Source organism: Halobacillus sp. ACCC02827, assembly GCF_030291935.1.
Lineage (GTDB): Bacteria > Bacillota > Bacilli > Bacillales > Halobacillaceae > Halobacillus.
Genome location: NZ_CP128168.1, coordinates 907,213 through 930,000 on the forward strand (window position 1 = coordinate 907,213; position 22,788 = coordinate 930,000).

The 22,788-nt window shown below is 46.6% G+C and carries 25 protein-coding genes and 2 rRNA genes (1 of these 27 only partly in view); 18 read left to right on the plus strand and 9 right to left on the minus strand.

Features of this window, described 5'->3' with window-relative positions; all coding sequences use genetic code 11:
• Window positions 1-130 precede the first annotated feature (130 nt).
• The 3 genes from glcT (at window position 131) to QRD89_RS04645 (ending at window position 3,535) form a co-directional block, all read left to right on the plus strand.
• Entirely contained in the window at window positions 131-973 is an 843-nt protein-coding gene (gene glcT, locus QRD89_RS04635; protein ID WP_008632602.1) for a glucose PTS transporter transcription antiterminator GlcT, read from the plus strand.
• A 243-nt stretch (window positions 974-1,216) separates the two neighbouring features.
• Window positions 1,217-3,253 (plus strand): glucose-specific PTS transporter subunit IIBC, encoded by a 2,037-nt coding sequence (gene ptsG / locus QRD89_RS04640; protein WP_286096416.1) that lies wholly within the window; start codon window positions 1,217-1,219, stop codon window positions 3,251-3,253.
• 15 nt (window positions 3,254-3,268) lie between these two features.
• Entirely contained in the window at window positions 3,269-3,535 is a 267-nt protein-coding gene (locus QRD89_RS04645; RefSeq protein ID WP_008632598.1) for a phosphocarrier protein HPr, read from the plus strand.
• An 88-nt stretch (window positions 3,536-3,623) separates the two neighbouring features.
• On the opposite strand, the gene QRD89_RS04650 is transcribed toward QRD89_RS04645, so the two are convergent.
• The gene (locus QRD89_RS04650) at window positions 3,624-4,283 is read right to left on the minus strand and encodes an SDR family NAD(P)-dependent oxidoreductase (RefSeq protein WP_026578588.1); all 660 of its coding nucleotides are present in this window, start codon (window positions 4,281-4,283) and stop codon (window positions 3,624-3,626) included.
• A 92-nt stretch (window positions 4,284-4,375) separates the two neighbouring features.
• Here QRD89_RS04650 and QRD89_RS04655 point away from each other — a divergent pair, with 92 nt between their 5' ends.
• A complete protein-coding gene (locus QRD89_RS04655; protein WP_008632582.1) occupies window positions 4,376-4,711 on the plus strand; it encodes a YfhH family protein in 336 nt (111 codons plus the stop codon).
• Window positions 4,712-4,748: 37 nt separating this feature from the next.
• Here the strand turns inward: QRD89_RS04655 and QRD89_RS04660 are convergent, their stop codons facing one another.
• Both QRD89_RS04660 and sspK read right to left on the minus strand, forming a co-directional pair.
• Window positions 4,749-4,892 carry a YpzG family protein gene (locus QRD89_RS04660; RefSeq protein ID WP_152413291.1) on the minus strand — a complete coding sequence of 48 codons (144 nt, stop codon included), beginning with the start codon at window positions 4,890-4,892 and terminating at the stop codon, window positions 4,749-4,751.
• Window positions 4,885-5,058: a small acid-soluble spore protein K gene (gene sspK, locus QRD89_RS04665; protein WP_008632580.1), complete on the minus strand. Its 174-nt coding sequence runs from the start codon at window positions 5,056-5,058 to the stop codon at window positions 4,885-4,887. The genes QRD89_RS04660 and sspK overlap by 8 nt, the downstream gene beginning before the upstream one ends.
• Window positions 5,059-5,167: 109 nt before the next feature.
• Here sspK and QRD89_RS04670 point away from each other — a divergent pair, with 109 nt between their 5' ends.
• Window positions 5,168-5,434, plus strand: coding sequence for a YfhJ family protein (locus QRD89_RS04670; RefSeq protein ID WP_286096418.1), 267 nt, complete (start codon window positions 5,168-5,170; stop codon window positions 5,432-5,434).
• 44 nt (window positions 5,435-5,478) lie between these two features.
• Here QRD89_RS04670 and QRD89_RS04675 read toward each other — a convergent pair whose 3' ends face one another.
• Window positions 5,479-6,480 carry a metal-dependent hydrolase gene (locus tag QRD89_RS04675; RefSeq protein ID WP_008632576.1) on the minus strand — a complete coding sequence of 334 codons (1,002 nt, stop codon included), beginning with the start codon at window positions 6,478-6,480 and terminating at the stop codon, window positions 5,479-5,481.
• Window positions 6,481-6,540: 60 nt separating this feature from the next.
• On the opposite strand from QRD89_RS04675, the gene mutY reads away from it, so the two are divergent.
• Window positions 6,541-7,629: an A/G-specific adenine glycosylase gene (gene mutY, locus QRD89_RS04680; RefSeq protein ID WP_008632573.1), complete on the plus strand. Its 1,089-nt coding sequence runs from the start codon at window positions 6,541-6,543 to the stop codon at window positions 7,627-7,629.
• Here the strand turns inward: mutY and yfhS are convergent.
• The gene (gene yfhS, locus QRD89_RS04685) at window positions 7,619-7,843 is read right to left on the minus strand and encodes a mother cell protein YfhS (RefSeq protein ID WP_008632571.1); all 225 of its coding nucleotides are present in this window, start codon (window positions 7,841-7,843) and stop codon (window positions 7,619-7,621) included. The two genes, mutY and yfhS, sit on opposite strands and share 11 nt — an antisense overlap.
• A 264-nt stretch (window positions 7,844-8,107) precedes the next feature.
• Between yfhS and QRD89_RS04690 the strand changes: the two genes are divergently transcribed.
• The 4 genes from QRD89_RS04690 (at window position 8,108) to QRD89_RS04705 (ending at window position 12,027) form a co-directional block, all read left to right on the plus strand.
• Entirely contained in the window at window positions 8,108-9,178 is a 1,071-nt protein-coding gene (locus QRD89_RS04690; RefSeq protein WP_008632569.1) for a C40 family peptidase, read from the plus strand.
• Window positions 9,179-9,302: 124 nt separating this feature from the next.
• Window positions 9,303-9,479 (plus strand): gamma-type small acid-soluble spore protein, encoded by a 177-nt coding sequence (locus QRD89_RS04695; protein WP_008632568.1) that lies wholly within the window; start codon window positions 9,303-9,305, stop codon window positions 9,477-9,479.
• A 185-nt stretch (window positions 9,480-9,664) separates the two neighbouring features.
• Window positions 9,665-10,192: a nucleoside tri-diphosphate phosphatase gene (gene ntdP / locus QRD89_RS04700; protein ID WP_008632566.1), complete on the plus strand. Its 528-nt coding sequence runs from the start codon at window positions 9,665-9,667 to the stop codon at window positions 10,190-10,192.
• A gap of 68 nt (window positions 10,193-10,260) precedes the next feature.
• Window positions 10,261-12,027: an ABC transporter ATP-binding protein gene (locus tag QRD89_RS04705; RefSeq protein WP_286096420.1), complete on the plus strand. Its 1,767-nt coding sequence runs from the start codon at window positions 10,261-10,263 to the stop codon at window positions 12,025-12,027.
• A gap of 173 nt (window positions 12,028-12,200) precedes the next feature.
• Here the strand turns inward: QRD89_RS04705 and QRD89_RS04710 are convergent, their stop codons facing one another.
• From QRD89_RS04710 to QRD89_RS04720, 3 genes are all read right to left on the minus strand, one after another.
• Window positions 12,201-13,268, minus strand: a complete 1,068-nt coding sequence (locus QRD89_RS04710; RefSeq protein ID WP_008632560.1) for an FUSC family protein — start codon at window positions 13,266-13,268, stop codon at window positions 12,201-12,203.
• Window positions 13,269-13,580: 312 nt separating this feature from the next.
• Window positions 13,581-14,879 carry a glutamate-1-semialdehyde 2,1-aminomutase gene (locus tag QRD89_RS04715; protein ID WP_008632559.1) on the minus strand — a complete coding sequence of 433 codons (1,299 nt, stop codon included), beginning with the start codon at window positions 14,877-14,879 and terminating at the stop codon, window positions 13,581-13,583.
• A 203-nt stretch (window positions 14,880-15,082) separates the two neighbouring features.
• A complete protein-coding gene (locus QRD89_RS04720; protein ID WP_079478425.1) occupies window positions 15,083-15,169 on the minus strand; it encodes a YjcZ family sporulation protein in 87 nt (28 codons plus the stop codon).
• A 181-nt stretch (window positions 15,170-15,350) separates the two neighbouring features.
• Between QRD89_RS04720 and QRD89_RS04725 the strand changes: the two genes are divergently transcribed.
• The 5 genes from QRD89_RS04725 (at window position 15,351) to perR (ending at window position 18,439) form a co-directional block, all read left to right on the plus strand.
• Window positions 15,351-15,761: a potassium channel family protein gene (locus QRD89_RS04725; protein WP_008632557.1), complete on the plus strand. Its 411-nt coding sequence runs from the start codon at window positions 15,351-15,353 to the stop codon at window positions 15,759-15,761.
• A 62-nt stretch (window positions 15,762-15,823) separates the two neighbouring features.
• The gene (bcp, locus tag QRD89_RS04730; RefSeq protein ID WP_008632555.1) at window positions 15,824-16,294 is read left to right on the plus strand and encodes a thioredoxin-dependent thiol peroxidase; all 471 of its coding nucleotides are present in this window, start codon (window positions 15,824-15,826) and stop codon (window positions 16,292-16,294) included.
• 73 nt (window positions 16,295-16,367) lie between these two features.
• Entirely contained in the window at window positions 16,368-17,321 is a 954-nt protein-coding gene (locus QRD89_RS04735; RefSeq protein ID WP_062515280.1) for a D-2-hydroxyacid dehydrogenase, read from the plus strand.
• A gap of 2 nt (window positions 17,322-17,323) precedes the next feature.
• Window positions 17,324-17,881: a cob(I)yrinic acid a,c-diamide adenosyltransferase gene (locus tag QRD89_RS04740; protein ID WP_008632545.1), complete on the plus strand. Its 558-nt coding sequence runs from the start codon at window positions 17,324-17,326 to the stop codon at window positions 17,879-17,881.
• 114 nt (window positions 17,882-17,995) lie between these two features.
• A complete protein-coding gene (gene perR / locus QRD89_RS04745) occupies window positions 17,996-18,439 on the plus strand; it encodes a peroxide-responsive transcriptional repressor PerR (protein ID WP_035388587.1) in 444 nt (147 codons plus the stop codon).
• A gap of 78 nt (window positions 18,440-18,517) precedes the next feature.
• On the opposite strand, the gene QRD89_RS04750 is transcribed toward perR, so the two are convergent.
• A complete protein-coding gene (locus tag QRD89_RS04750) occupies window positions 18,518-18,895 on the minus strand; it encodes a YgzB family protein (RefSeq protein WP_062515279.1) in 378 nt (125 codons plus the stop codon).
• A gap of 134 nt (window positions 18,896-19,029) precedes the next feature.
• Between QRD89_RS04750 and QRD89_RS04755 the strand changes: the two genes are divergently transcribed.
• The 3 genes from QRD89_RS04755 to QRD89_RS04765 all read left to right on the plus strand — a co-directional run.
• A complete protein-coding gene (locus tag QRD89_RS04755; RefSeq protein ID WP_008632539.1) occupies window positions 19,030-19,902 on the plus strand; it encodes a nucleotidyltransferase-like protein in 873 nt (290 codons plus the stop codon).
• Between the two features lie 410 nt (window positions 19,903-20,312).
• Window positions 20,313-21,876: ribosomal RNA gene (locus tag QRD89_RS04760) — 16S ribosomal RNA — on the plus strand.
• Window positions 21,877-22,058: 182 nt separating this feature from the next.
• Window positions 22,059-22,788 (plus strand): 23S ribosomal RNA (locus QRD89_RS04765); it runs 2,189 nt beyond the window's last position.
• The 16S and 23S rRNA genes sit together here, the layout of an rRNA operon.

Consider the following 22,788-nt stretch of genomic DNA (forward strand, 5'->3'; position numbering starts at 1 on the left):
GCAACCGCTTTCAGACAAAGGAGAAGCCTCTCTGTTATGTTAACCTCTTGTAAAATTCCGCTGTGGAATATACGATAGAAGTTATGAGAACGCTGAAAACGCTTTTAATAGTGTTGAGTGGGGGTCCATGATGGAACAGCAGTTAAGGATAGAAAAAGTATTAAATAATAACGTTGTCATTGCTGCCCACCCGGTTTATGAGGAAGTGGTATTGATAGGAAAGGGGATCGGCTTTAACCGGAAATCCGGAGAGGATGTTTCCTTTGACAAAGCCGATAAGACCTTCTTATTAAGTAACGAGAGAGAGAAAGAACAGTATGTTAACCTTCTGCCTCATATCGATGAGCAGCTGATCGATTTCATGAATGATATTCTCATCCACATTGAAGAGAGGATGGGGCAGGAACTGCACCAGCATATCCACGTCGGATTGACCGACCACCTCGCCTTTGCCATCAATCGCGCGAAAAAGAACATGCAGTTTACCAATCCTTTCTTATCTGAAATCGAATCGATTTATCCAAAAGAATACCAGGTGGCCATGGAAGTCGTCACGATGATTTACGATCGGATGGGTACGCAGTTTCCTGAAGGGGAAATCGGGTTTATTGCTCTGCATATCCATAGTGCAGTCACGGACAAAACCTTGAGAGAAATCAACAGGCACAACCAGCTGATCGCTCGACTTGTATCCATCGTCGAAGATACGATGAAGCTGACGATTGATCGGAACAGCATTGATTATCACAGACTTGTCCAGCATCTTCACCGAGCAATTGATCGTGTGTATCAGGAGGAGAACGTAGGGGATGAAATTCGTTTAGCAGACATGTTGAAACAGGAGTACCCGGTGTGCTATAATCTTGCATGGAAGTTAATGAAAGTGATGCAAAAACAGTTGAACAAACCCGTAGATGAATCTGAGGCCATTTATTTGACCATTCATCTGCAGCGGTTGACCCATAAATCCTAGACGTACGTGTTACTGACGCGATCAGGCATGAGTACAAGGGAATTCTGTTACGGCTTAAGGGATACGTGTACCCTTTTGCAGGCGGAATGTCTTGTACTCATGCTTTTTTTTTCGTCTGATTACGAGTCGTACAGCTGCACCTGCCTGATCAGGTGCAGCGTTTCCCGGCATAATTGTAAACGTTTTATTACTATACATCCCGGGTCCAACTGTTTTCATTCACTTAAAAAAGGAGGAAATACAATGTTCAAAAATGCTTTTGGTACTTTACAAAAAGTAGGTAAGGCGTTGATGACACCAGTAGCACTGCTCCCGGCGGCCGGTATCCTGCTTGCCTTCGGTACAAGCTTTGCGCAGGACTCATTCGTCGATAAAGTTCCGTTCTTCGGAACACCTTGGCTTCAGACATTGCTTCAAGTCATGGCGGAAGCCGGCGGAATCGTCTTTGATAACCTGCCGTTGCTGTTCGCTGTCGGTGTAGCCATCGGCCTTGCAAAAGGGGATGGAGTTGCCGGACTGGCAGCCATCATCGGTTATTTGATTATGAACGTCGTAATGGGCGTACTGGGAGGCGTCGATGCCGATATGGTAACCGACCCTGCCTATGCAATGGTGTTAGGAATCCCTACGCTGCAAACAGGGGTATTCGGAGGGATTATCGTCGGTATCTTAGCCGCGGCCCTGTACAACAAATTCTTCAATATTGAACTGCCGCAGTTCCTTGGATTCTTTGCCGGGAAGCGTTTCGTTCCAATAATTACCGCTTTCTCTGCTTTATTCCTTGGTATCATCATGCTGTTCGTATGGCCGTATGCGCAGGGTGGATTGAATGCGCTGTCCCGTCTGATGCTGGAAGGGAACCAGACAATATCCGCGTTCTTCTTCGGTCTGATCGAGCGCTCCATGATTCCATTCGGTCTGCACCACATTTTCTATTCACCGTTCTGGTTTGAGTTCGGCAGCTATACGAGTGCAGCCGGAGATATCGTTCGTGGCGACCAGGCGATTTTCTTTGAACAGTTGAAAGATGGCGTGGACTTCACTGCCGGTACGTTCATGGTCGGTAAATTCCCGTTCATGATGTTCGGTCTTCCAGCTGCTGCTCTTGCCATTTACCACACGGCAAGACCGGAACGTAAGAAAGTAGTCGGAGGAATCATGCTTTCTGCAGCATTGACTTCTTTCCTTACTGGTATTACAGAGCCGCTGGAATTCTCATTCTTGTTCGTAGCTCCGGTACTTTTCGGAATTCACGCTGTATTTGCCGGCTTCTCCTTCATGGTCATGGAACTTTTGAATGTGAAGATCGGTATGACCTTCTCCGGAGGATTGATCGACTTCATCCTGTTCGGTATCCTTCCGAACCGTACGGACTGGTGGTGGGTCATCATCGTCGGACTTGTCCTTGCCGTGATCTATTACTTCGGATTCCGCTGGGCGATTCTCAAGTTCAACCTGGCGACGCCGGGCCGTGAGAAAGAAGACGCGAATGCAGAGGAAGACGGCGAAGTGGGCGATCTTCCATATGAAATTCTCGAAGCAATGGGCGGTCAGGAAAACATCGCTCACCTGGATGCTTGTATTACACGTCTTCGCGTTTCTGTTAATGACAAAGGTAATGTGAACAAAGACCGTCTGAAACGATTGGGTGCATCCGGTGTCATGGAAGTTGGAAACAACATCCAGGCCATCTTCGGACCTGTATCCGATTCCCTTCGTGGACAAATGCAGGATATCATCGATGGAAAGACACCGCGTAAACAGGAAGATGTAAAAGAAATTGTCAACGAAGTCAGCGATAACGATATGCCTGTCAGAGAAGGTGAGTTGGACTTCGTCAGCCCGATCAAAGGGAAAATCATGCCGATCACAGAAGTACCTGACCAAGTGTTCTCAGGTAAAATGATGGGAGACGGCTTTGCAATGGAGCCGGAAGATGGTAAGATAGTTTCGCCGATAAACGGTAAAGTCTTGAACGTATTCCCGACGAAGCATGCGATCGGACTGCAGGCGGATAACGGCACAGAAATCCTTATCCACATCGGTATCGATACTGTAGGCTTGAAAGGGGAAGGGTTTACAGATAGAATTGCTGAAGGGGACGAAGTGAAGCAGGGACAGACGATGATGGAAGTGGACCTTGACTTTGTCAAAGAAAACGCGCCGTCTATCGTAACACCGATCGTCTTCACGAACCTCGAAGAAGGACAATCTGTAACCATTAAGACTTCCGGACATGTCGATCACAATGATAAAGATATCATTGAAATTACAAAATAAAGAGGAGAATGAATCATGGCACAACAAACAATCACAATCACATCTGCTGACGGCGTGCACGCTCGTCCAGCAACAGCTCTAGTACAAGTAGCAGGTAAATTCCAATCCGACGTAAACCTTGAGTACAACGGTAAATCCGTTAACATGAAGTCCATCATGGGCGTTATGTCTCTTGGTATCCCTAACGGTGCGGAAGTTACTTTCAAAGCGGAAGGTTCTGACGAAACAGAAGCTGTAGAGGCAATTGTAGCGAAAGTAAAAGAAGAAAACCTTGGAGAGTAATTCTCTCTAACAAAAAAAGCTGGCCCTCTGCGGTCAGCTTTTTTTGCTTGAAAAGCGGTTTCCAATGGAGAAACGCTCTTGCTCCCCTTTAACGATCAACGAAAATCTCCTTCCGCCCGTCATCTTCCTGGAAGATTTGTTCCGCTACAACTTCCGGTCCCTTCATTCGCCCCGGGTTCTCTACGTGATCGGACTGATCCCAGAATGGCGTGTTCATTCCGCCCATATAAACAGCGGTTGCCGTCATCGGAAGCCCTTCCCACTCTTGATGCAGACTCTCTGTGAAACCACGGACCGCATACTTGCTGGCGCAATAAATGCTTTCGTTCCTTTTGCCTCGCAGACCTGCTGTGGAAATGATGTTCAAAACACGTCCTTTTGATTTCTTCAGCATCGACGCCGTATGCTGGGTAAGCAGGATGGTGCCTTTGACGTTCGTATCAAGGACAAGATCTATTTGTTCCGGCGTATAATTCTGCAGCTCCCCGAAAATGCCGACACCAGCATTGTTGATCAATACATCCACATGATCGACCTGACGTACAGCATCCACAACAGAATCCGCGTCTGATATGTCACAAACGACGATTTCAGACGTCCCTGGATACTCCATTATCTCTTCGTGTACCTGCATCAGCTTTTTCTTGTTCCGCCCTGTCAAGATGACGTGGTTTCCTTCTCCGGCATAACGGTGCGCTAATGCTCTCCCTAAACCGGTCCCGGCACCAGTGATCCATACGCGTTCCATGAAAACTCCTCCTTTGATCGTGCTTTCACCATACTCATTGTGCCTATATCCTGTTAAGATGTAAAGAAGAGACAGAGAAAGGGAGGACAAGGATGGAACGAAGGTACAGTGATTATACACAGGAAGAACTCAGGCAGGAGATTGCCCAATTGACGGAAAAGGCCCAGAAGGCGGAGCAGATGGGGATGGTCAACGAATTCGCCGTACATGAACGGAAGATCATTATGGCAAAGTCCTACATGATGGACCCCTCCGTATTTCATCCGGGAGAACGGTATCGGATAGAAGGGGAGCCTGCTGCCTTCAAAATTGACTATATGAATGGTATTTTTGCTTGGGGATATAGGGAGAACCAGCAGGGAGAGAAGCTTACGGAAGAGGAAGAAGAAGCGATTCCTATCGCATTGCTGGGAGATAAAATAGTATAAGGAAAAGCCGGGCGTTAAGGGCCCGGCTTTTGTATGATCAGCTTCTTTTACGCATCTGTACTTCGGTGATTTGGTCTGCCTGCGTCTGTTCCGTTTCGCCGTTCACTCGCTTGTTCAAGTGCTTCAGGCTTCGGTGCGAACGTATTCCTGAGTTTTTTCCGTTAAACATACGGTTACCCATGATAATTCCTCCCTATATCATTGACATCCCTGTGCCTTGATCTTGCTGCTCGTTCCTGGGGCTTGTTGTTGATTGTTCCGTCAGGCCGTTTAGCAAGGTATTCACTTTGGTCATCAGGCGCGTGTGTCATCTTGACATTAGGAAAATTTTTCGCCTTGTTACGCATCGGTCATCCTCCTCGTGTCTCTTTAGGAGACAAGGTTAGTATGTGTAGCTCATCGGAGGATATGTGGTACAATGGATGCGAAAACATTGGCAAATTTGGAGTGGTAGAAATGAATGAAATTTATCAGCGGTTAGCTGAGCGTTTGTATGAAAAGAATGAGCATTTGACTATAGATGAAGCGACCACATGGGTGGAGCTGCTTTGGGAAGACTTTGAAACGACGAGGGCGAAAGCGGGGCATGATTATCAGGGCAAGCAGGTGACCGAGCAGATCGTTCTGCGCTGGATAGATAATTACGGGCCGAGACTGCATGAATTCGTCGCCACCAACCCCAAGTACAAACAAATGCTTGAGCGTAAAAGGTACTTTCATTAAAACAAAAAGGAGCTCCGCTAAAAACGGGGCTCCTTTCCTGCTGTTTATCTGCTGTCCTCCATCGGGCTCAGTTTATTCTGCAGCTTTTCTTCCGTGAATACCCAGCCCGTATAGGAGTTCAGTATTTTTAATTTATCTCCGTGTTCATCATCAATTTGGGCAAGCGCGACGAATGGATAACGCCCTCTCGACCGGTAGCGCAGGTCGATGAATCTTACTTCCGTGTATTCGTCGTAGTAGTTCATTTCGTAACGATATACTGGAGAAAAGGACAAAAAAGCTTTAATGTTATGGTCTGTTAATGCTTTTTTGACGACCGGGTCTTCATAATCGATCGGTTTGTTCCTAAACTCGTCCAGGATCGTTATCTCACCGTCAACAGCGCGGCCGACGTAATATTTGTCCGGTGTCGTAATGGCGATTCTCCAAATATTCTGCTTCATCGTAGGAGATGTCGCGATTTGTTCTACATCACCGAAGTGGGCGTGGATCCGTTTGACAATCGTCCGTTTATCCATATACCTTTTGACATAATAAAGGGCAATGACGAAGTAGATGATCAACCACATCGGCCCTGGGGATGCACCGAGGTTCCAGGCGATAATCCCTGCGATATGCATCAGGAAAATGTAAGGGTCGAAGGTGTTGATGAAGCCATAAGCCACCCATCTTTTCGTAAATGGACGATAAGCCTGTGTCCCATAGGCATTGAACACATCGACAAAGACGTGAAGAATAACCGCAAGGAAACTCCAGAGCCACAGGTGCAGGAAGCTTACTTCAGGCACAAAGGCGTGAATGACAGCCGGAATGCTGATGCCCCATAGAACGACAGCAGGGATGGAGTGGGTGATTCCTCTATGGTGTCTGATATAAACAGCGTTGTTCTTCAATTTCAACACGGTATCGGAGTCAGGTGCTTGAGAGCCGACGATCGTACCGACGAGTACGGCATTAAATAAAGCCGGGTCGGATTGAACAGCGGGATCCAGTGTGGCAAGCCCGCCCAGAGCCACTCCCATGACTATATGTGTGGCAGTATCCATGTCTCTACCTCCTTTGGCCGGGAAGCTTCAATAGTAGTTTATCACGAAGGATGATCAACAATGAAAAAAACAGATCGAGTACAGCACATATTAAAGGATTTCAATGGTGGATCGTTCAGAGAGCAGCTGATCCATTGGTTTAAACAGGAACAAAGAATTCTCCCATGGCGGGAGAATCAGGACCCCTACAGAGTGTGGGTATCAGAAATTATGCTCCAACAGACGAAGGTTGATACCGTCATCCCTTACTTTAACCACTTTGTGACTAAGTTTCCCACTCCGAAAGCATTAGCAGAAGCAGAAGAGCAGGAAGTTCTGAAAGCGTGGGAAGGGCTTGGTTACTATTCCCGTGCCCGCAATCTCCAAAACGCCGTGAGAGAGGTCGTCGAAAATTATGGCGGCGTCGTACCGGATGATCCGGATGAATTGGGGAGTTTGAAAGGGGTCGGTCCTTACACGAAGGGAGCGATTCTGAGTATTGCTTATGATATACCGGAACCGGCGGTAGACGGGAACGTCATGCGTGTCTTATCCCGGGTGCTCCATGTAGAAGACGACATCGCTAAACAGAGCACAAGGAAACTTTTTGAAGGCCTCGTCCGTGGAGTTATTTCGCAGGAGGATCCCAGCTCCTTTAATCAAGGACTGATGGAATTGGGTGCCCTGATATGTACACCCAAATCTCCTTCCTGCTTTTTGTGTCCCGTCCAATCCGAATGCCGGGCTTTCGCACAAGGTATCGAGGAAGAATTACCTGTAAAAACGTCGAAAAAGAAACAGAAAAAACACCCTTATCTGCTCTTGGTTATTACGAACGAAGAGGGAGAAGTGCTTATAGAAAAACGACCGGATGAAGGTCTTTTGGCCTCCTTGTGGCAGTATCCGATGGTGCCGATGGAAGACCTTGATATGGAAGCCGCCGTCCACTGGTTCTACGGGGAATACGGCTTGAGCATTCGCTTTGAGGAGACGGTTACTCAAATCAAACACGTCTTTTCCCATTTGATTTGGGAAATGGATGTCGTCAAAGCTACCGTCACCGGAGGCGAGCTCGATCGTGCCCGTGCCCGCTTCGTCGATGAAGAAGCGCTTGAAGCATATCCATTCCCAGTTTCTCATCAGAAAGCCCATCCCTATATTAATCGATGACTGTATGAGTGCCGTTGGTCCAGGTAGCTTCTTTGCTGCCTTTAAGACCGCGGCGCTTTATTTCGTTATTGATCTCCCTGAGCAATGTGACACCTTCTGCATTCAAATAAGGGGCGGATTGGGATAAGGCATAATGGAAGTAACCGAGTTCTTTATCCTGCCATTCCTGTTTAGATTCCATCGTCAGTGCGGACAAGTCTCTACCTACATACATAGCTATTCCTCCTATAGCTCTAGTCTGTGCTGCAACGAATTCCTCATACCTGCAACGATACTCCTTCACGTATGTAACAAACTTGTAAAGTAACTGTAATGAAACCAAAGAAACCCTTATTTGATAAGGTGTCAAGCGTGAAATGTTGGTAATTGTTGAAGTTTCGGGCTATTTACAAAAACGTGTCATAGATGAATAATGGGACATAGGTTAATTGACCACATAATTTCAATAATTATATACATAGGGAGAGTTAAATAAATTATGAATAAAAAGCAACTTGTGACGGCTGTCGGCGGAGCTTTGATTGGGGCATCATTGTGGGGATCTTCTGTATTTGCGGACGAATTACATAAAGTTAAATCCGGAGACACTATTTGGGGACTCAGCCATCAATATGACGGATCTATTTCAGAAATCAAATCTTGGAACGGTTTAAATTCAGACATCATTTATGTCGGTCAGAATTTGATTGTTGAAAAAGGTTCATCAACGAAGAGCAGTTCAAGTTCTAATACTTCTACTTCTACAAGCGGTTCTTACACGGTTAAATCCGGTGATTCCCTTTGGGTAATTGCTTCCCGTAACGGTACATCCGTATCCAAACTGAAGAGCATCAACGGACTTTCCAGTGACATCATTTATCCTGGTCAGAAGCTTTCTTTGTCCGGCAGCAGCTCCAACAGTTCAAGCAGCAGCTCTGCGTCTAAAGGATCCAGCTCATCTTCCAGTTCTTCTTCAGCAAGCTCCTACACAGTGAAGAGCGGAGATACGCTTTCCGGTATTGCTTATAAATACGGAACATCTGTTTCTAAACTGCGCAGCCTGAATAATATTTCCGGTTCTATGATTTATGTCGGTCAGAAGATCAAAGTGGATGGTACGGTTTCTTCTTCCTCCTCTTCGTCTTCTTCATCCTCTAGTCATACATCTACCTCAAATGCATCCAGCTCAAACTCTGGATATGCAGAAGGTGTTATTCAAGAGGCTAAGAAACACATCGGTACGCCTTACGTATGGGGGGGTTCCACTCCGGCCGGGTTTGACTGCAGTGGTTTCCTTAACTATGTGTTTGCTCAAAAAGGAATCAGCATCCCTCGTACGGTTGCATCCATTTATGCAGACAGCCGCATGACGTCCGTCAGCGATTCCAGCCGTCAACGCGGGGACATCGTTTTCTTTGAAACGTACAAGCCTGGTGCATCCCATGCCGGTATCTATGTAGGAAACAACCAGTTCATTCACACTGGTTCTACAAATGGTGTAGAGATCAGCTCTCTTTCCAGCAACTACTGGAGCCAGCGCTACATTGGAACGAAACGTCTATCCAACTAATTGAAAAAAAAGTGCAAGGTCTTCATTGTCAGGAGGCCCTGCACTTTTTTTGTTAGAAAAATTTATTTTTGAGGAATGAAAAGCCTGCCTCCTGTACACAATAATTTTTGCGGAGGTGATACACATGGCTAAGCAACCAAAACAAAACAAAACAGCTGCTGGTACTGATAAAAATCACGTAAAACAACAGAACCAACAAGCTGCTCAGGGTCAAAACCAATACGGTGCTGAATTTGCACAGGAAACTGATGCACAGCACGTAAAGCAGCAGAACCAAAAATCTCAGGCTAAGAAAAAGTAACCTGAGACGTTGGTAAGGTTGACCAGGCTGTTTATTAGCCTGTCACAATCCCCCGAATGGAAGGAGCCGCCTGGATGCCAGGCGGCTTCTTTTCTTTTGATGCAGTCCTATTTATTTTCAATCCCATCTATTTGTCGTTATAATGGAAAGAAGGTAGTGCGGATAGAAAGGGAAGGGGGGATATTATGCCCGGCCCAGAAGCAGGAAAAAGGATTGAAATCCAAAGTTATAAGCACAATGGGCAGCTGCACAGAGTTTGGGAAAGCACCACGATCTTAAAAGGAACAAGGAATGTTATTATCGGAGCCAATGATCGTACGACCGTTACGGAGAGTGATGGGCGCAGGTGGGTGACGCGTGAACCGGCCATCTGTTATTTCCATTCCAGACATTGGTTCAACGTCATCGGTATGTTAAGGAACGACGGAGTATACTATTACTGTAACATCAGTTCTCCCTTCATCTTCGAAGAGGAAACGATCAAATACATCGATTACGACCTTGATGTCAAAGTATTTCCTGATATGACTTTTAAAATCCTTGATGAAGACGAATATGATGTACACAAGCGTAAGATGAATTATCCGCATGTTTTAGACAGAATTCTATATAACAATATAGATACGTTAATTCGGTGGATCAGGCAGAGAAAAGGACCGTTTTCTCCGGAATTCATCGATCAGTGGTACGAGCGTTATTTGACGTATAGATAAGCAGTCTCCGCGCACTTTAAAAAGTGCGCTTCCTTGTGTTACAGGGTTAAATGAAAGAAGGTGTTTGTTTGGACAGCATCAAGAGATATCTCCAATTTGTCCGTCCTTATAAAGGTAAAATTATTATAACTATTCTGATCGGAATCGTTAAGTTTTCCATTCCATTATTAATGCCGTTAATCATTAAATACGTCATTGATGACATCATCAATGCTCAAGGGCTGGCGGCTTCTGAGAAAATGGACAACCTCCTGCTTCTTATGGGCGCAGCTTTTCTTGTGTTCCTTGTCATCAGACCACCCATTGAATACATTCGGCAGTATCTGGCTCAGTGGATCGGAAATAAAATCCTGTACGACATCAGGGAGCGTTTATTCGATCACATCCAGCGGCTCAGTCTCCGTTTCTATTCAAAGACGAAGACAGGGGAGATTATATCAAGGGTCATCCATGATGTAGAGCAGACGAAGACGTTCGTTATTACCGGGCTTATGAACATATGGCTGGATATGATTACGATCGTTATAGCTGTCATCATTATGCTGACAATGGATCCACTGCTCACCCTTGTGTCGATCGCTCTCTTCCCGCTTTACGGATTCGCTGTCAAATTCTTTTACGCCAGACTACGCAAGCTGACGAGGGACCGTTCTCAGGCATTGGCAGAAGTTCAGGGTCACTTGCATGAACGGGTCCAGGGAGTACCTGTGACAAGAAGTTTTGCGCTCGAAGATTATGAACAGAACCAATTTAATGGGAAGAACAAGAATTTTCTTGATAAGGCCCTTGTTCATACGAATTGGAATGCCTACACGTACTCCGTGACAAATACGATCACGGACCTGGCGCCGCTTCTCGTCATTACGTTTGCCGGATATCAGGTCATCACCGGTTCCCTTACAATCGGTACGATGGTCGCGTTCGTAGGGTATATGGACAGGGTCTATAATCCGCTTCGCAGACTGGTGAACTCGGCGACCGTTCTTACACAGTCGATCGCGTCGATGGACAGGGTATTCGAATTCGTGGATGAGAAGTATGACATCACGGACCGCGAAGGTGCAGTGAAGATGGATAACGCTTATGGGGATGTAAAGATAGAGAATGTTTCTTTTCGTTATGATGACGACGAGCCGGACGTACTGAAGGGCGTGTCGCTCGATGTAGAAAAAGGGGAAACGATTGCTCTGGTCGGTATGAGCGGAGGGGGAAAATCGACGCTCATCAGTTTGATTCCGCGATTTTATGATGTGACATCAGGACGGATCTTGATTGATGGGAAAGATATCCGCGATTACGAAACCCGATCCCTTCGTGACAATGTCGGTATGGTACTTCAGGACAACATCCTGTTCAGCGAATCCATTGCCATGAACATCCGGATGGGAAACCCGGATGCTTCGGATGAAGAAGTCATTGCAGCCGCCAAAGCTGCCAATGCCCATGACTTCATCATGGGATTGACCAACGGATACGATACACTCGTCGGTGAGCGGGGAGTGAAGTTGTCAGGTGGTCAGAAGCAGCGCGTAGCCATTGCGAGGGTGTTTCTCAAGGATCCGGCTCTGTTGATTTTGGATGAAGCAACTTCCGCTTTGGATTTGGAAAGTGAAAGCTTGATTCAAAGTGCGCTGGAACGTCTGGCATCGGAAAGAACGACCTTTATCGTCGCTCACCGGTTGTCGACTATCACACATGCAGACCGTATCGTCTTGATTGAAAATGGAGAGATTGTCGAAGTGGGCAGTCACGAAGAACTGATCCAGCAGCGCGGGCACTATTATGATCTGTATCAGGTGCAGGAACTGGACACGAATAAACAGGAAACATGGTAAAGTACATTCGTTGTCGGGCGCTTAGAAATAGCAAATAGTTCGAGTTGAAAAAATCATTTGAAGAAGATTTGTCGTCTTCTCCATAGAAAAAGCTGCCTCTTGGAGGCAGCTTTTTCTATGGATATTTAGATCTCCCGGATCAACGGGGAATACTCTTCCGTCAAAAAACGTTTTTATTTATCCGTTGTTTGAATGAAATCATCCTGATGGTGATTCTGGTAGCTTTTCAACAGCCTCTTCAATTTCTCCAGTTGGTAATAATACTCCATTAACTGAGAAGCGAGCGGCAGGAATACCAGTTTATCAGGGTTGTTATTTTCTTCGTAGACATGAACAAGCCGTTCCACCAACAGTGGTATATCCGGCTCTTCAATCTGACGAAGGGACTGTTTATGTGTCCGTTTAATTCTGCCCTTCAGGGATAAAATCAGTTTTTCATGGGCGTTGATTAATTTGTCCAGCTCTTGGACGAGCGCATCCTGAAAGTCTTCGGGAATCTGCTCAATTTTATGTTCCAGCCGGTAGAAAGCCTTCAGGACATCAAATGATTTTTTCGTTGTTGTAATTAACTGACGGAAAAGGACCAGTTTACGTCCTTTGGAGAAACGGGTGCCTTTGAAATAGGTCCGCTCTTCGGAATAAAGCAGATACGTATGGTCTACCCAGCGCATGTTGTCCTGTATGCGTGTGATTTCATACTTTAACGCAGGTTCATCGGATAACTGGCGGGTCGTGACCCTCAGCCACTGCAAAATATCCGTGGTGGCGGAATCGATCTTCATAAACAGCCTCGTCTCGTATCGTGGAGGTAGGAAAACCAAATTCACAATAAATGCAGCAAGGATACCGATCAACATCGATGTAAACCTCGAGCCTGCAAAGTACAGGAAGGTCTGATCGGTTGAATCCATCAATGCAATAACGGCAACGACAGCCAGAGAAATGGTATTCTCATTCATGCGGAGAGTCGTCGTCACGCCGATGACGATAATGATGGTAAAACCAACGATGAATGGATCATTACCTAAAGTGAAAACGGCCACAATAGCGATGATTGCTCCGATGGTATTCCCTTGCAGTTGTTCAATAATAGATTGGTACGAACGGTAAATGGATGGCTGGATGGAGAAAACAACGGCAATAGCAGCAAGTAAAGGCGATACAAATCCGACCATGTGGCCGATATATAAAGCGACGCCGACTGCCAAGCCTGTCTTCATCATTCTTGCCCCGAGTTTCATGCTAACATCATCCTTCTATATAATATGGGTAGCAATCTGCTGTTACAGACGAACGATGAAACCATTATACCTTATTTTGGTTGTAAAAAAACACAAAGAAAAAGCTTATGCTAAGTAGATGCATAAGCCTGAGGGGATCCAGCTGTTTGGCTGGAACCTATGAAAAGGGAAAGAAATGAAACAAAGATCATAATTCGTGGGAATATTCAGAATTATGTATATATCATAGCATGTCGTTCTTGTTAAATCAATTGAATATTCAGATAAATTACAATAAAATAAATCCCTCCCGGAAAAACGGGAGGGGATAGGTCATGCTTCATCGGCCATCGTCTGAAAAGTACGTTCGACTGCCGCCAATGTCTGATCGATATCTTCATCTGTATGAGCCGTAGTGAGGAACCATGCTTCATATTTCGACGGGGCAAGGTTGATGCCTTCTGCGAGCATCAGTTTGAAGAATCTGGAAAATTGTTCACCATCGGTATTTTCCGCCTGCTCATAGTTTTCCACTTCTTCATCTGTGAAATAAACGGTCAACGCACCCTTAAGGCGGTTGATTTTGATTTGGATTCCTGCATTTTCTGCATGCTTATGGATACCATCTTCCAGACGTTTGCCTAGACGATCCATTTCCACATACACGCCGTCCTGCTGCAGCACTTCCAGGCAGGCAATACCAGCAGACATGGATGCTGGATTCCCAGCCATCGTTCCTGCCTGGTAAGCAGGTCCGAGGGGAGCAACCTGTTCCATGATGTCTGCGCGTCCGCCGTATGCCCCGATCGGCAGACCACCGCCGATGATTTTACCCATTGCTGTCATATCCGGCTCGATATCCAGCAGCTGCTGGGCACTGCCGTATGTAAAGCGGAATGCTGTAATAACTTCGTCGTATATGACAAGCGCGCCGGCTTCATGAGCCAGATCGTTTACCTGTTGTAAAAAGCCCGGTTTTGGTTCCACAATTCCGAAATTGCCGACAATCGGCTCTACAAGAACGCCTGCGATTTCGTCACCATACTTACGAAGTGCCTCCTTGAATGGCTCGATATCATTAAAAGGCACGGTGATGACGTCTTGGGCAATGGCTTTTGGAACGCCGGCAGAGTCAGGGGTGCCGAGAGTGGATGGTCCGGATCCGGCTGCCACAAGTACGAGGTCGGAGTGGCCGTGGTAACAACCAGCGAACTTGATGATTTTATTGCGGCCTGTGTACGCGCGCGCCACTCTGATCGTCGTCATCACCGCTTCCGTACCTGAATTAACAAAACGGACTTTATCAAGAGACGGGATGGCGTCTTTCAGCATTTTCGCAAACCGGTTCTCAAGAGAAGTCGGCGTTCCATAGAGAACTCCGTTGTGGGCTGCTTTCACAATGGCTTCTGTAATATGAGGGTGGGCATGTCCGGTGATGATCGGGCCATAAGCTCCCAGGTAATCGATGAACTCATTCCCGTCTACATCATAGAAGCGGGATCCTTCCCCGCGCTCCATGTAAACCGGAGAACCGCCGCCGACACCTTTGTAGGCTCTGGACGGAGAGTTTACCCCTCCGACGATATGTTCCTGTGCTTCTTTATATAATTGTTCTGATGAAGTGAAATTCATTTTATAAACCTCCTATAACCTCTTCCTTCCTAACCATTGTAGCATGCTTGTCCATTCATGAAGACAGATGGAAAAAGACATCCTGAGAGGATGTCTTTCTTCCGGTTCCTTCACTCTAGAGCGTTGAAACAGTAACCGATCGTTTACACCGGAAAAAGATAGCCACCTTTACGATTTAACGTAAGTAGGTTAGTGTATCGATTTTAGTATACGAACGCTGCACCAACGATGATTAGAAGGATGAAAAGAACAACGATTAGCGCAAAGCCTCCGCCATATCCGTAACCCATTCACAATTCCCCCTTTCCATTGTTTACAGTATCGTATGCAGGGTCCGGTAAAGCGGGATGTGCATTCGCCCGGTTTTTCATAAGAAAGTGACGGAGGGAGAGTAGCATAAAATCGTACAAGCCCTCATAAGAGAAAAGGAGGGCCTTGTGATCCTTCCGCCCTTGGGAAAGGGAGCATGCCATGATTACTATCATCATTACTGTGGCCGCACTTGTTTTGATCGCCGCAAGCCTTAGGCAGATCTTCGTTTCTTTGGAATTCGAGCATAAGATCTTCTCTTTTCAGCTCTTCATTTCCATTATGCTTCTCTACGCCATCGTCATGATAGGGTTCGGAATTATATATGCCGCCCTTCTGAATCAGGGAATGGCCGTTTATCGAATTGAATCCAGCCTTTATCAGCCGCTTTGGATGGGGGAGATTGCGCGCAGCATTTATTTCAGCGGCATTACTTTATTTACTGTAGGATATGGGGATATGATTCCTGTCGGGATAGGGAAGTGGATCGCTATTCTGGAAGCGATGATCGGTTATACACTTCCTGCTGCCCTCGTAGCAAAAGTGTGGCAGAAGCATCAGGCAGATCGTTGATGTTGGAAGTTTGTCTTCATATGAGGTACCCTTAAGGTAGAATTCATTTAGGAGGGTCCTTCATGACAGTTGAACAAGGAAAGCCAGTAGCAGATTTCACACTCCCTGCCAGCAATGGGGAGCAGGTGTCACTATCCGATTATAAAGGGAAAAACGTCGTCTTGTACTTTTATCCGAAAGACATGACGCCGGGATGTACAACGGAAGCGTGTGATTTCCGTGACCATCACGAGAGCTTCGGCGACGTGGATGCTGTAATTCTGGGAGTAAGCCCCGATCCAGTTAAATCCCATGAAAAATTCATTGATAAGCATGATCTGCCATTTTTACTTTTGGCCGATGAAGACCAGGAAGTATCCGAGCAGTTTGGTGTATGGAAACTGAAAAAGAACTTCGGTAAAGAATATTACGGTATCGAACGCTCCACCTTCATTATTGATAAAGAAGGGAATCTTGCACAAGAGTTCCGTAAAGTGAAGGTTGAGGGCCATGTCGAAGCAGCGCTCCAATACATTCGTGAAAACCTGCAATAATTGAGAAGGAAACCATAGTCATGCAGGGACTATGGTTTCCTTTTGCACAAAACCAAGGAAAGAAGGGAACTCTATGAAGATCGTTTCCGTCATTAAACGTGTACCGGATGAAATACAACATAACCTTCGGACCAGGTTTTCCGAGGCTGAATTCTGCTTCTGCCACGGAATGGATGAAGGGGTGCATTACCTTGAAGATGCAGATGTACTGATTACATACGGCGAGGATTTGGACGAAACTAAAATCACCGCCGCTAAAAAGTTGAAATGGATTATGGTGCTGTCGGCGGGGATGGATAAGATGCCGTTTGAAGACATCGAAAAGCGGGGAATTCTAGTTACGAACGTCCGCGGTATTCATGCCAGGCCGATGGCGGAGTATGCCATTTCCATGCTGCTCCAGGTCAGCAGACAGGCAAAAACGCTCATGGAGAATGAGAAACAGCATAAGTGGGACAGGCGTCCGACCATGACAGAAATAAGCGAGAAGAAATTAGTCGTGCTCGGAACAGGAGCGATTGCCCAGGAGGTTGCCCGCCTTGGGAAGGCGTTTCATATGAAGACGACAGGCATTTCCAAATCAGGAAAGCGGCGTCCTCATTTCGATCGTGTTTTTCCTGTGGAACAAATGGACTTGATTCTTCCGCTGGCTGACTTCGTTGTCGCTGTCCTTCCGAGTACCGAAGAGACAAGGTACCTTTTAAAGAAGGAGCACTTCGCTGCCATGCCGGAAACCTGTATCTTTCTGAATATGGGAAGAGGGGATCTGGTGGCTACGGATGTCTTGTTGGAAGCGGTCAGGAACGGGGATATCGCTCATGCTGTTCTTGATGTAATGGAGGAAGAGCCGCTGCCTGAGGGGCATCCTTATTGGGAAGAAAAACAAGTCACTGTCACTCCGCATCTTTCCGGCATTTCGCCGGGGTATGTGCCGAGAGGATTCCAATTGTTTGAAGATAATCTGTCCGTCTTTCTAAGTGGAGAGGGCGAACTGCAAAATATAATCGACACGAAACGGGGGTACTGAAATTGAGAATTTATACAAGATCAGGAGATAAGGGGCAGACGTCCTTGATTTATGGTCAGAGAGTACCGAAGAACGATGTCCGCGTAGAAGCTTACGGAACGTGTGATGAAGCGAATTCCCATATAGGTCTTGCATTAAGCTATTTGAGAAAGGAAGACTGGGCCGATAAAGATGCTTTTATGCAGGCGCTTGAAAACGTCCAGACTGTATTGTTCCACGTTGGCGCGGAGCTTGCCACCCCTAAAGGGAAGGAAGTGATGTGGAAGGTGAAGAAAGAGCATATCGATCTGCTTGAGAACCAGATTGATGAGTGGGATCAGTCTTTGGATCCGTTGAAGAACTTCATTTTACCTTCCGGGCATGAGGCTTCGGCTTCTTTCCATTTGGCACGTACAGTCGTCCGGCGCGCGGAGCGGATTGCTGTCGCGCTTGAGGAAGACCTGCAGAACCCGTTGGTCGTATCCTATTTAAATCGTCTTTCGGACTTCCTCTTTGTTGCAGCACGCTATATCAATAAGCAGCTTGGCGGCAGAGAGTCGCTGCTGAACCCTGACGTGTAAACATCTGCAGCTGTCTTTATATTGACAAAAGCTTTTATCAGAGGTTACACTAATTGTAAGGATTCTAATTTAATAATATTATAAATCAAGAATCAGTTAATGAAAGCGAGGTGCATGACTGTGTCAGATCATCGACTCCAAGAAGCCGTTGATACATTGAAAGGCTCTGGTGTGAGGATTACTCCACAGCGTCATGCGGTGCTTGAATACCTGCTGAATTCTATGACTCACCCGACAGCTGATGAAATCTACAAAGCCTTGGAAAGTAAATTTCCAAACATGAGCGTAGCTACGGTTTACAATAATCTCCGCGTCTTTAAAGATATCGGCCTTGTCCGTGAATTGACCTACGGAGATTCATCCAGCCGCTTTGATTGTAATACCAGTGATCACTATCATGCGATATGCGAATCATGCGGTAAGATTGTCGACTTTCACTACCCAAGCTTGAACGAAGTAGAATCATTGGCCGAACAGGTGACTGGATTTAATGTTAGTCATCATCGCATGGAAGTGTACGGAGTATGTTCCGACTGTCAATCGAAGAATTCTCATTGAAACTGAAAGCCTTCGCTTTCAGTTTTTTTTATATGTACAAATAGAAAGAGCCGCTATCCTATAGCGGCTCTTTCTGAATCAGGACTGTTCTTTCGGTTTTTGTCGTTTGTATCGTTTCGAATTGTAGCGTTCGTCGAATTCTTTGCCTTCCAAGGACTGATCCATGGTCAGTGGTTGGTCGCAGTGCATGCAGGCATCCACCCTTCCGAGCATCTTTGTCGGCTTCTCGCAGGAAGGACAGATGATTTGGATGGTCCTTGTCGACAATAAACCGATCCAGAAATAAACGACGGTACTCAAACCGACGAACAACATTCCCAGAATCATGAAGACAGTCATTAACCAAGGAGTCTGTTTGAAGACGATGCCGATATACATGACACCAATCCCCAGAAAAATCAGCCAGAAAGCAAAGGAACGAATCTTATTGATCTTGCTGCTGTATTTCAAGGCCATGCCGGTCCCTCCTTCGTATCTACCAAGTAGTATAGCATATTTTTCCTTCCATAAATACGCATGGAAAAAAGGAATTTGCCAAATAACAGCGAATAAAAAGATACGTAAGGGAAACTGAATCTGGAGGAAGAAAAATGGAAGATGTATTACGCCCGATCTATCAAGAGCGCGCGAGCCAAAGCAATACACTCGGTATTCTGCTATTGGAGAAGATGAAGCCGATCAGCCCTGTTACCGATAATTTCGATGTTATTCTTTTCATTATTGTCAGGGATGCGGAAGAATTATGGTATGTAAAACATTACGAATTCGATAATAAATCGGCAGCCATGCATATAGTAGATGAAACATTGCTTCAGCATTGGATCGACACCAGCTCCTACCGCCGTTCTGTTGAATGGGTCATCAACGGGACGATTGTATTTGAAAGAAATGAGTATGTAAGCCACTTAAAAGAAAACTTAAGGGAATTCCCACAGAAGACTCGTGATTTGAAGAAAGCGATCGAGTTTGCAAAGCTGATTCGAAGTTACAGTGAATCCAAAGATTTGTACGATTCCGGCCAGTACTTGGATTCCTACAGCCGTATGGTTCATTCCCTGCACTATCTCGCCCGGCTGGCTATTATAGAGAAAGGGTTTCATCCGGAAGTCACGGTATGGAACCAGGTGAAGCGGATCGAACCGGAGATTTATAAGCTGTATCAGGAATTGATTGAGAGCGGGGAACCGACGGATAAACGAATCCAATTGATGATTCTTGCCGTAGAACATTCCGTCAGCAAACGTTCGAGAGCAAGTGCCCGCCATCTGCTCACCCTGATGAATGAGAGGGAAGAACCTTGGTCATTCGGTGAATTGAAAGTGCATCCTGAAATACAGGAGTATATATTGGATTTATCATCTATGATTGAATATCTGGTCGATAAAGGCGTGTTAAACGTCATACTGCAAGAGACGAAAGGACCGCAGATCTTCCATAGAACCTATAAACCGGCAGCGGATTAACCCTGTGCTTTTCTGTTAACCTCTTTCTTAAATTGAGAAAGGGGATTTTTTTTAAATAAAACTATTGACGGTAACTTTTAAACCGTGCTATATTATTAAGCGTCGCATCAAGAGCAAACGATGCAACGCAAACGAAGCAATGCAATGTTTCAAAAAAAGTATTGACTTACTTAAGCGAAACATGTTAAGATTTATCTTGTCGCTAAAAACGACAACGAAATAAAACTGAAAAAAGTTGTTGACATCACATCGCTTTAAATGCTATGATGTAAAGGTCGCTTTCGAGCGAACGACAACAAATCGATCTTTGAAAACTGAACGAACCAACCAGTACGTCAAACATTCTTTCTATAATATAGAGAGAATTCAAACAAGCACATTCGGTGTGCAAAATGAGCAAGTCAAACACTTTTATGGAGAGTTTGATCCTGGCTCAGGACGAACGCTGGCGGCGTGCCTAATACATGCAAGTCGAGCGCGGGAAGCGAGCTGATCCCTTCGGGGTGACGCTCGTGGAACGAGCGGCGGACGGGTGAGTAACACGTGGGCAACCTGCCTGTAAGATCGGGATAACTCCGGGAAACCGGGGCTAATACCGGGTAATACTTTCTTTCGCATGAAGGAAAGTTGAAAGATGGCTTCTCGCTATCACTTACAGATGGGCCCGCGGCGCATTAGCTAGTTGGTGAGGTAACGGCTCACCAAGGCGACGATGCGTAGCCGACCTGAGAGGGTGATCGGCCACACTGGGACTGAGACACGGCCCAGACTCCTACGGGAGGCAGCAGTAGGGAATCTTCCGCAATGGACGAAAGTCTGACGGAGCAACGCCGCGTGAACGATGAAGGTCTTCGGATCGTAAAGTTCTGTTGTTAGGGAAGAACAAGTACCGTGCGAATAGAGCGGTACCTTGACGGTACCTAACGAGGAAGCCCCGGCTAACTACGTGCCAGCAGCCGCGGTAATACGTAGGGGGCAAGCGTTGTCCGGAATTATTGGGCGTAAAGCGCGCGCAGGCGGTTCCTTAAGTCTGATGTGAAAGCCCACGGCTCAACCGTGGAGGGTCATTGGAAACTGGGGAACTTGAGGACAGAAGAGGAGAGTGGAATTCCACGTGTAGCGGTGAAATGCGTAGATATGTGGAGGAACACCAGTGGCGAAGGCGACTCTCTGGTCTGTTTCTGACGCTGAGGTGCGAAAGCGTGGGTAGCAAACAGGATTAGATACCCTGGTAGTCCACGCCGTAAACGATGAGTGCTAGGTGTTAGGGGGCTTCCACCCCTTAGTGCTGAAGTTAACGCATTAAGCACTCCGCCTGGGGAGTACGGCCGCAAGGCTGAAACTCAAAGGAATTGACGGGGGCCCGCACAAGCGGTGGAGCATGTGGTTTAATTCGAAGCAACGCGAAGAACCTTACCAGGTCTTGACATCCTTGGACCTCCCTAGAGATAGGGATTTCCCTTCGGGGACCAAGTGACAGGTGGTGCATGGTTGTCGTCAGCTCGTGTCGTGAGATGTTGGGTTAAGTCCCGCAACGAGCGCAACCCCTGATCTTAGTTGCCAGCATTCAGTTGGGCACTCTAAGGTGACTGCCGGTGACAAACCGGAGGAAGGCGGGGATGACGTCAAATCATCATGCCCCTTATGACCTGGGCTACACACGTGCTACAATGGATGGTACAAAGGGCAGCGAAGCCGCGAGGTGTAGCAAATCCCATAAAACCATTCTCAGTTCGGATTGCAGGCTGCAACTCGCCTGCATGAAGCCGGAATCGCTAGTAATCGCGGATCAGCATGCCGCGGTGAATACGTTCCCGGGCCTTGTACACACCGCCCGTCACACCACGAGAGTTGGTAACACCCGAAGTCGGTGAGGTAACCTTTTGGAGCCAGCCGCCGAAGGTGGGACCAATGATTGGGGTGAAGTCGTAACAAGGTAGCCGTATCGGAAGGTGCGGCTGGATCACCTCCTTTCTAAGGATTTAGAACGGAAGCGTACTTGGTTGGTTGTTCAGTTTTGAGAGATCGAAAGATTTCTCTGAACTACGTGAACCTTGAAAACTGGATAAGGAATCATCGTATCATCTAACGATGAAACGATTGATGACAAGACATCAAACATCGAAAGTTTTAAATAAACGTCTTTTCACGACGATAGTTAAGTGAATAAGGGCGCACGGTGGATGCCTTGGTACTAGGAGCCGATGAAGGACGGGACTAACACCGATATGCTCCGGCGAGCCGTAAGTAGGCTTTGACCCGGAGATTTCCGAATGGGGAAACCCACTGTTCGTAATGGAGCAGGATCTTATGCTGAATACATAGGTATAAGAAGGCAGACCCGGGGAACTGAAACATCTAAGTACCCGGAGGAAGAGAAAGCAAATGCGATTTCCCAAGTAGCGGCGAGCGAAACGGAATCAGCCCAAACCAAGAGGCTTGCCTCTTGGGGTTGTAGGACACTCCTTTGGAGTTACCAAGGAGGAAGGTAGATGAATCGATCTGGAACGATCAGCCAGAGCAGGTAACAGCCCTGTAGTCGAAACCTTTCTCCCTCCGGAGTGTATCCTGAGTACGGCGGAACACGTGAAATTCCGTCGGAATCCGGGAGGACCATCTCCCAAGGCTAAATACTCCCTAGTGACCGATAGTGAACCAGTACCGTGAGGGAAAGGTGAAAAGCACCCCGGAAGGGGAGTGAAAGAGATCCTGAAACCGTGTGCCTACAAGTAGTCAGAGCCCGTTAATGGGTGATGGCGTGCCTTTTGTAGAATGAACCGGCGAGTTACGACCGTATGCAAGGTTAAGCAGCAGAAGCGGAGCCGCAGCGAAAGCGAGTCTGAATAGGGCGAGTGAGTATGCGGTCGTAGACCCGAAACCGTGTGA

Coding starts and splice junctions, on each gene's coding strand:
- QRD89_RS04670 (WP_286096418.1), top strand. CDS start 5,168: ATGAATGAAATTTATCAGCGGTTAGCTGAGCGTTTGTATGAAAAGAAT.
- sspK (WP_008632580.1), bottom strand. CDS start 5,058: ATGCGTAACAAGGCGAAAAATTTTCCTAATGTCAAGATGACACACGCG.
- ptsG (WP_286096416.1), top strand. CDS start 1,217: ATGTTCAAAAATGCTTTTGGTACTTTACAAAAAGTAGGTAAGGCGTTG.
- QRD89_RS04690 (WP_008632569.1), top strand. CDS start 8,108: ATGAATAAAAAGCAACTTGTGACGGCTGTCGGCGGAGCTTTGATTGGG.
- QRD89_RS04715 (WP_008632559.1), bottom strand. CDS start 14,879: ATGAATTTCACTTCATCAGAACAATTATATAAAGAAGCACAGGAACAT.
- bcp (WP_008632555.1), top strand. CDS start 15,824: ATGACAGTTGAACAAGGAAAGCCAGTAGCAGATTTCACACTCCCTGCC.
- QRD89_RS04695 (WP_008632568.1), top strand. CDS start 9,303: ATGGCTAAGCAACCAAAACAAAACAAAACAGCTGCTGGTACTGATAAA.
- QRD89_RS04650 (WP_026578588.1), bottom strand. CDS start 4,283: ATGGAACGCGTATGGATCACTGGTGCCGGGACCGGTTTAGGGAGAGCA.
- QRD89_RS04725 (WP_008632557.1), top strand. CDS start 15,351: ATGATTACTATCATCATTACTGTGGCCGCACTTGTTTTGATCGCCGCA.
- perR (WP_035388587.1), top strand. CDS start 17,996: ATGACTGTGTCAGATCATCGACTCCAAGAAGCCGTTGATACATTGAAA.
- glcT (WP_008632602.1), top strand. CDS start 131: ATGGAACAGCAGTTAAGGATAGAAAAAGTATTAAATAATAACGTTGTC.
- QRD89_RS04645 (WP_008632598.1), top strand. CDS start 3,269: ATGGCACAACAAACAATCACAATCACATCTGCTGACGGCGTGCACGCT.
- QRD89_RS04655 (WP_008632582.1), top strand. CDS start 4,376: ATGGAACGAAGGTACAGTGATTATACACAGGAAGAACTCAGGCAGGAG.
- ntdP (WP_008632566.1), top strand. CDS start 9,665: ATGCCCGGCCCAGAAGCAGGAAAAAGGATTGAAATCCAAAGTTATAAG.
- QRD89_RS04660 (WP_152413291.1), bottom strand. CDS start 4,892: ATGGGTAACCGTATGTTTAACGGAAAAAACTCAGGAATACGTTCGCAC.
- QRD89_RS04720 (WP_079478425.1), bottom strand. CDS start 15,169: ATGGGTTACGGATATGGCGGAGGCTTTGCGCTAATCGTTGTTCTTTTC.
- mutY (WP_008632573.1), top strand. CDS start 6,541: ATGAAAAAAACAGATCGAGTACAGCACATATTAAAGGATTTCAATGGT.
- QRD89_RS04755 (WP_008632539.1), top strand. CDS start 19,030: ATGGAAGATGTATTACGCCCGATCTATCAAGAGCGCGCGAGCCAAAGC.
- QRD89_RS04675 (WP_008632576.1), bottom strand. CDS start 6,480: ATGGATACTGCCACACATATAGTCATGGGAGTGGCTCTGGGCGGGCTT.
- QRD89_RS04710 (WP_008632560.1), bottom strand. CDS start 13,268: ATGAAACTCGGGGCAAGAATGATGAAGACAGGCTTGGCAGTCGGCGTC.
- yfhS (WP_008632571.1), bottom strand. CDS start 7,843: ATGTATGTAGGTAGAGACTTGTCCGCACTGACGATGGAATCTAAACAG.
- QRD89_RS04735 (WP_062515280.1), top strand. CDS start 16,368: ATGAAGATCGTTTCCGTCATTAAACGTGTACCGGATGAAATACAACAT.
- QRD89_RS04750 (WP_062515279.1), bottom strand. CDS start 18,895: ATGGCCTTGAAATACAGCAGCAAGATCAATAAGATTCGTTCCTTTGCT.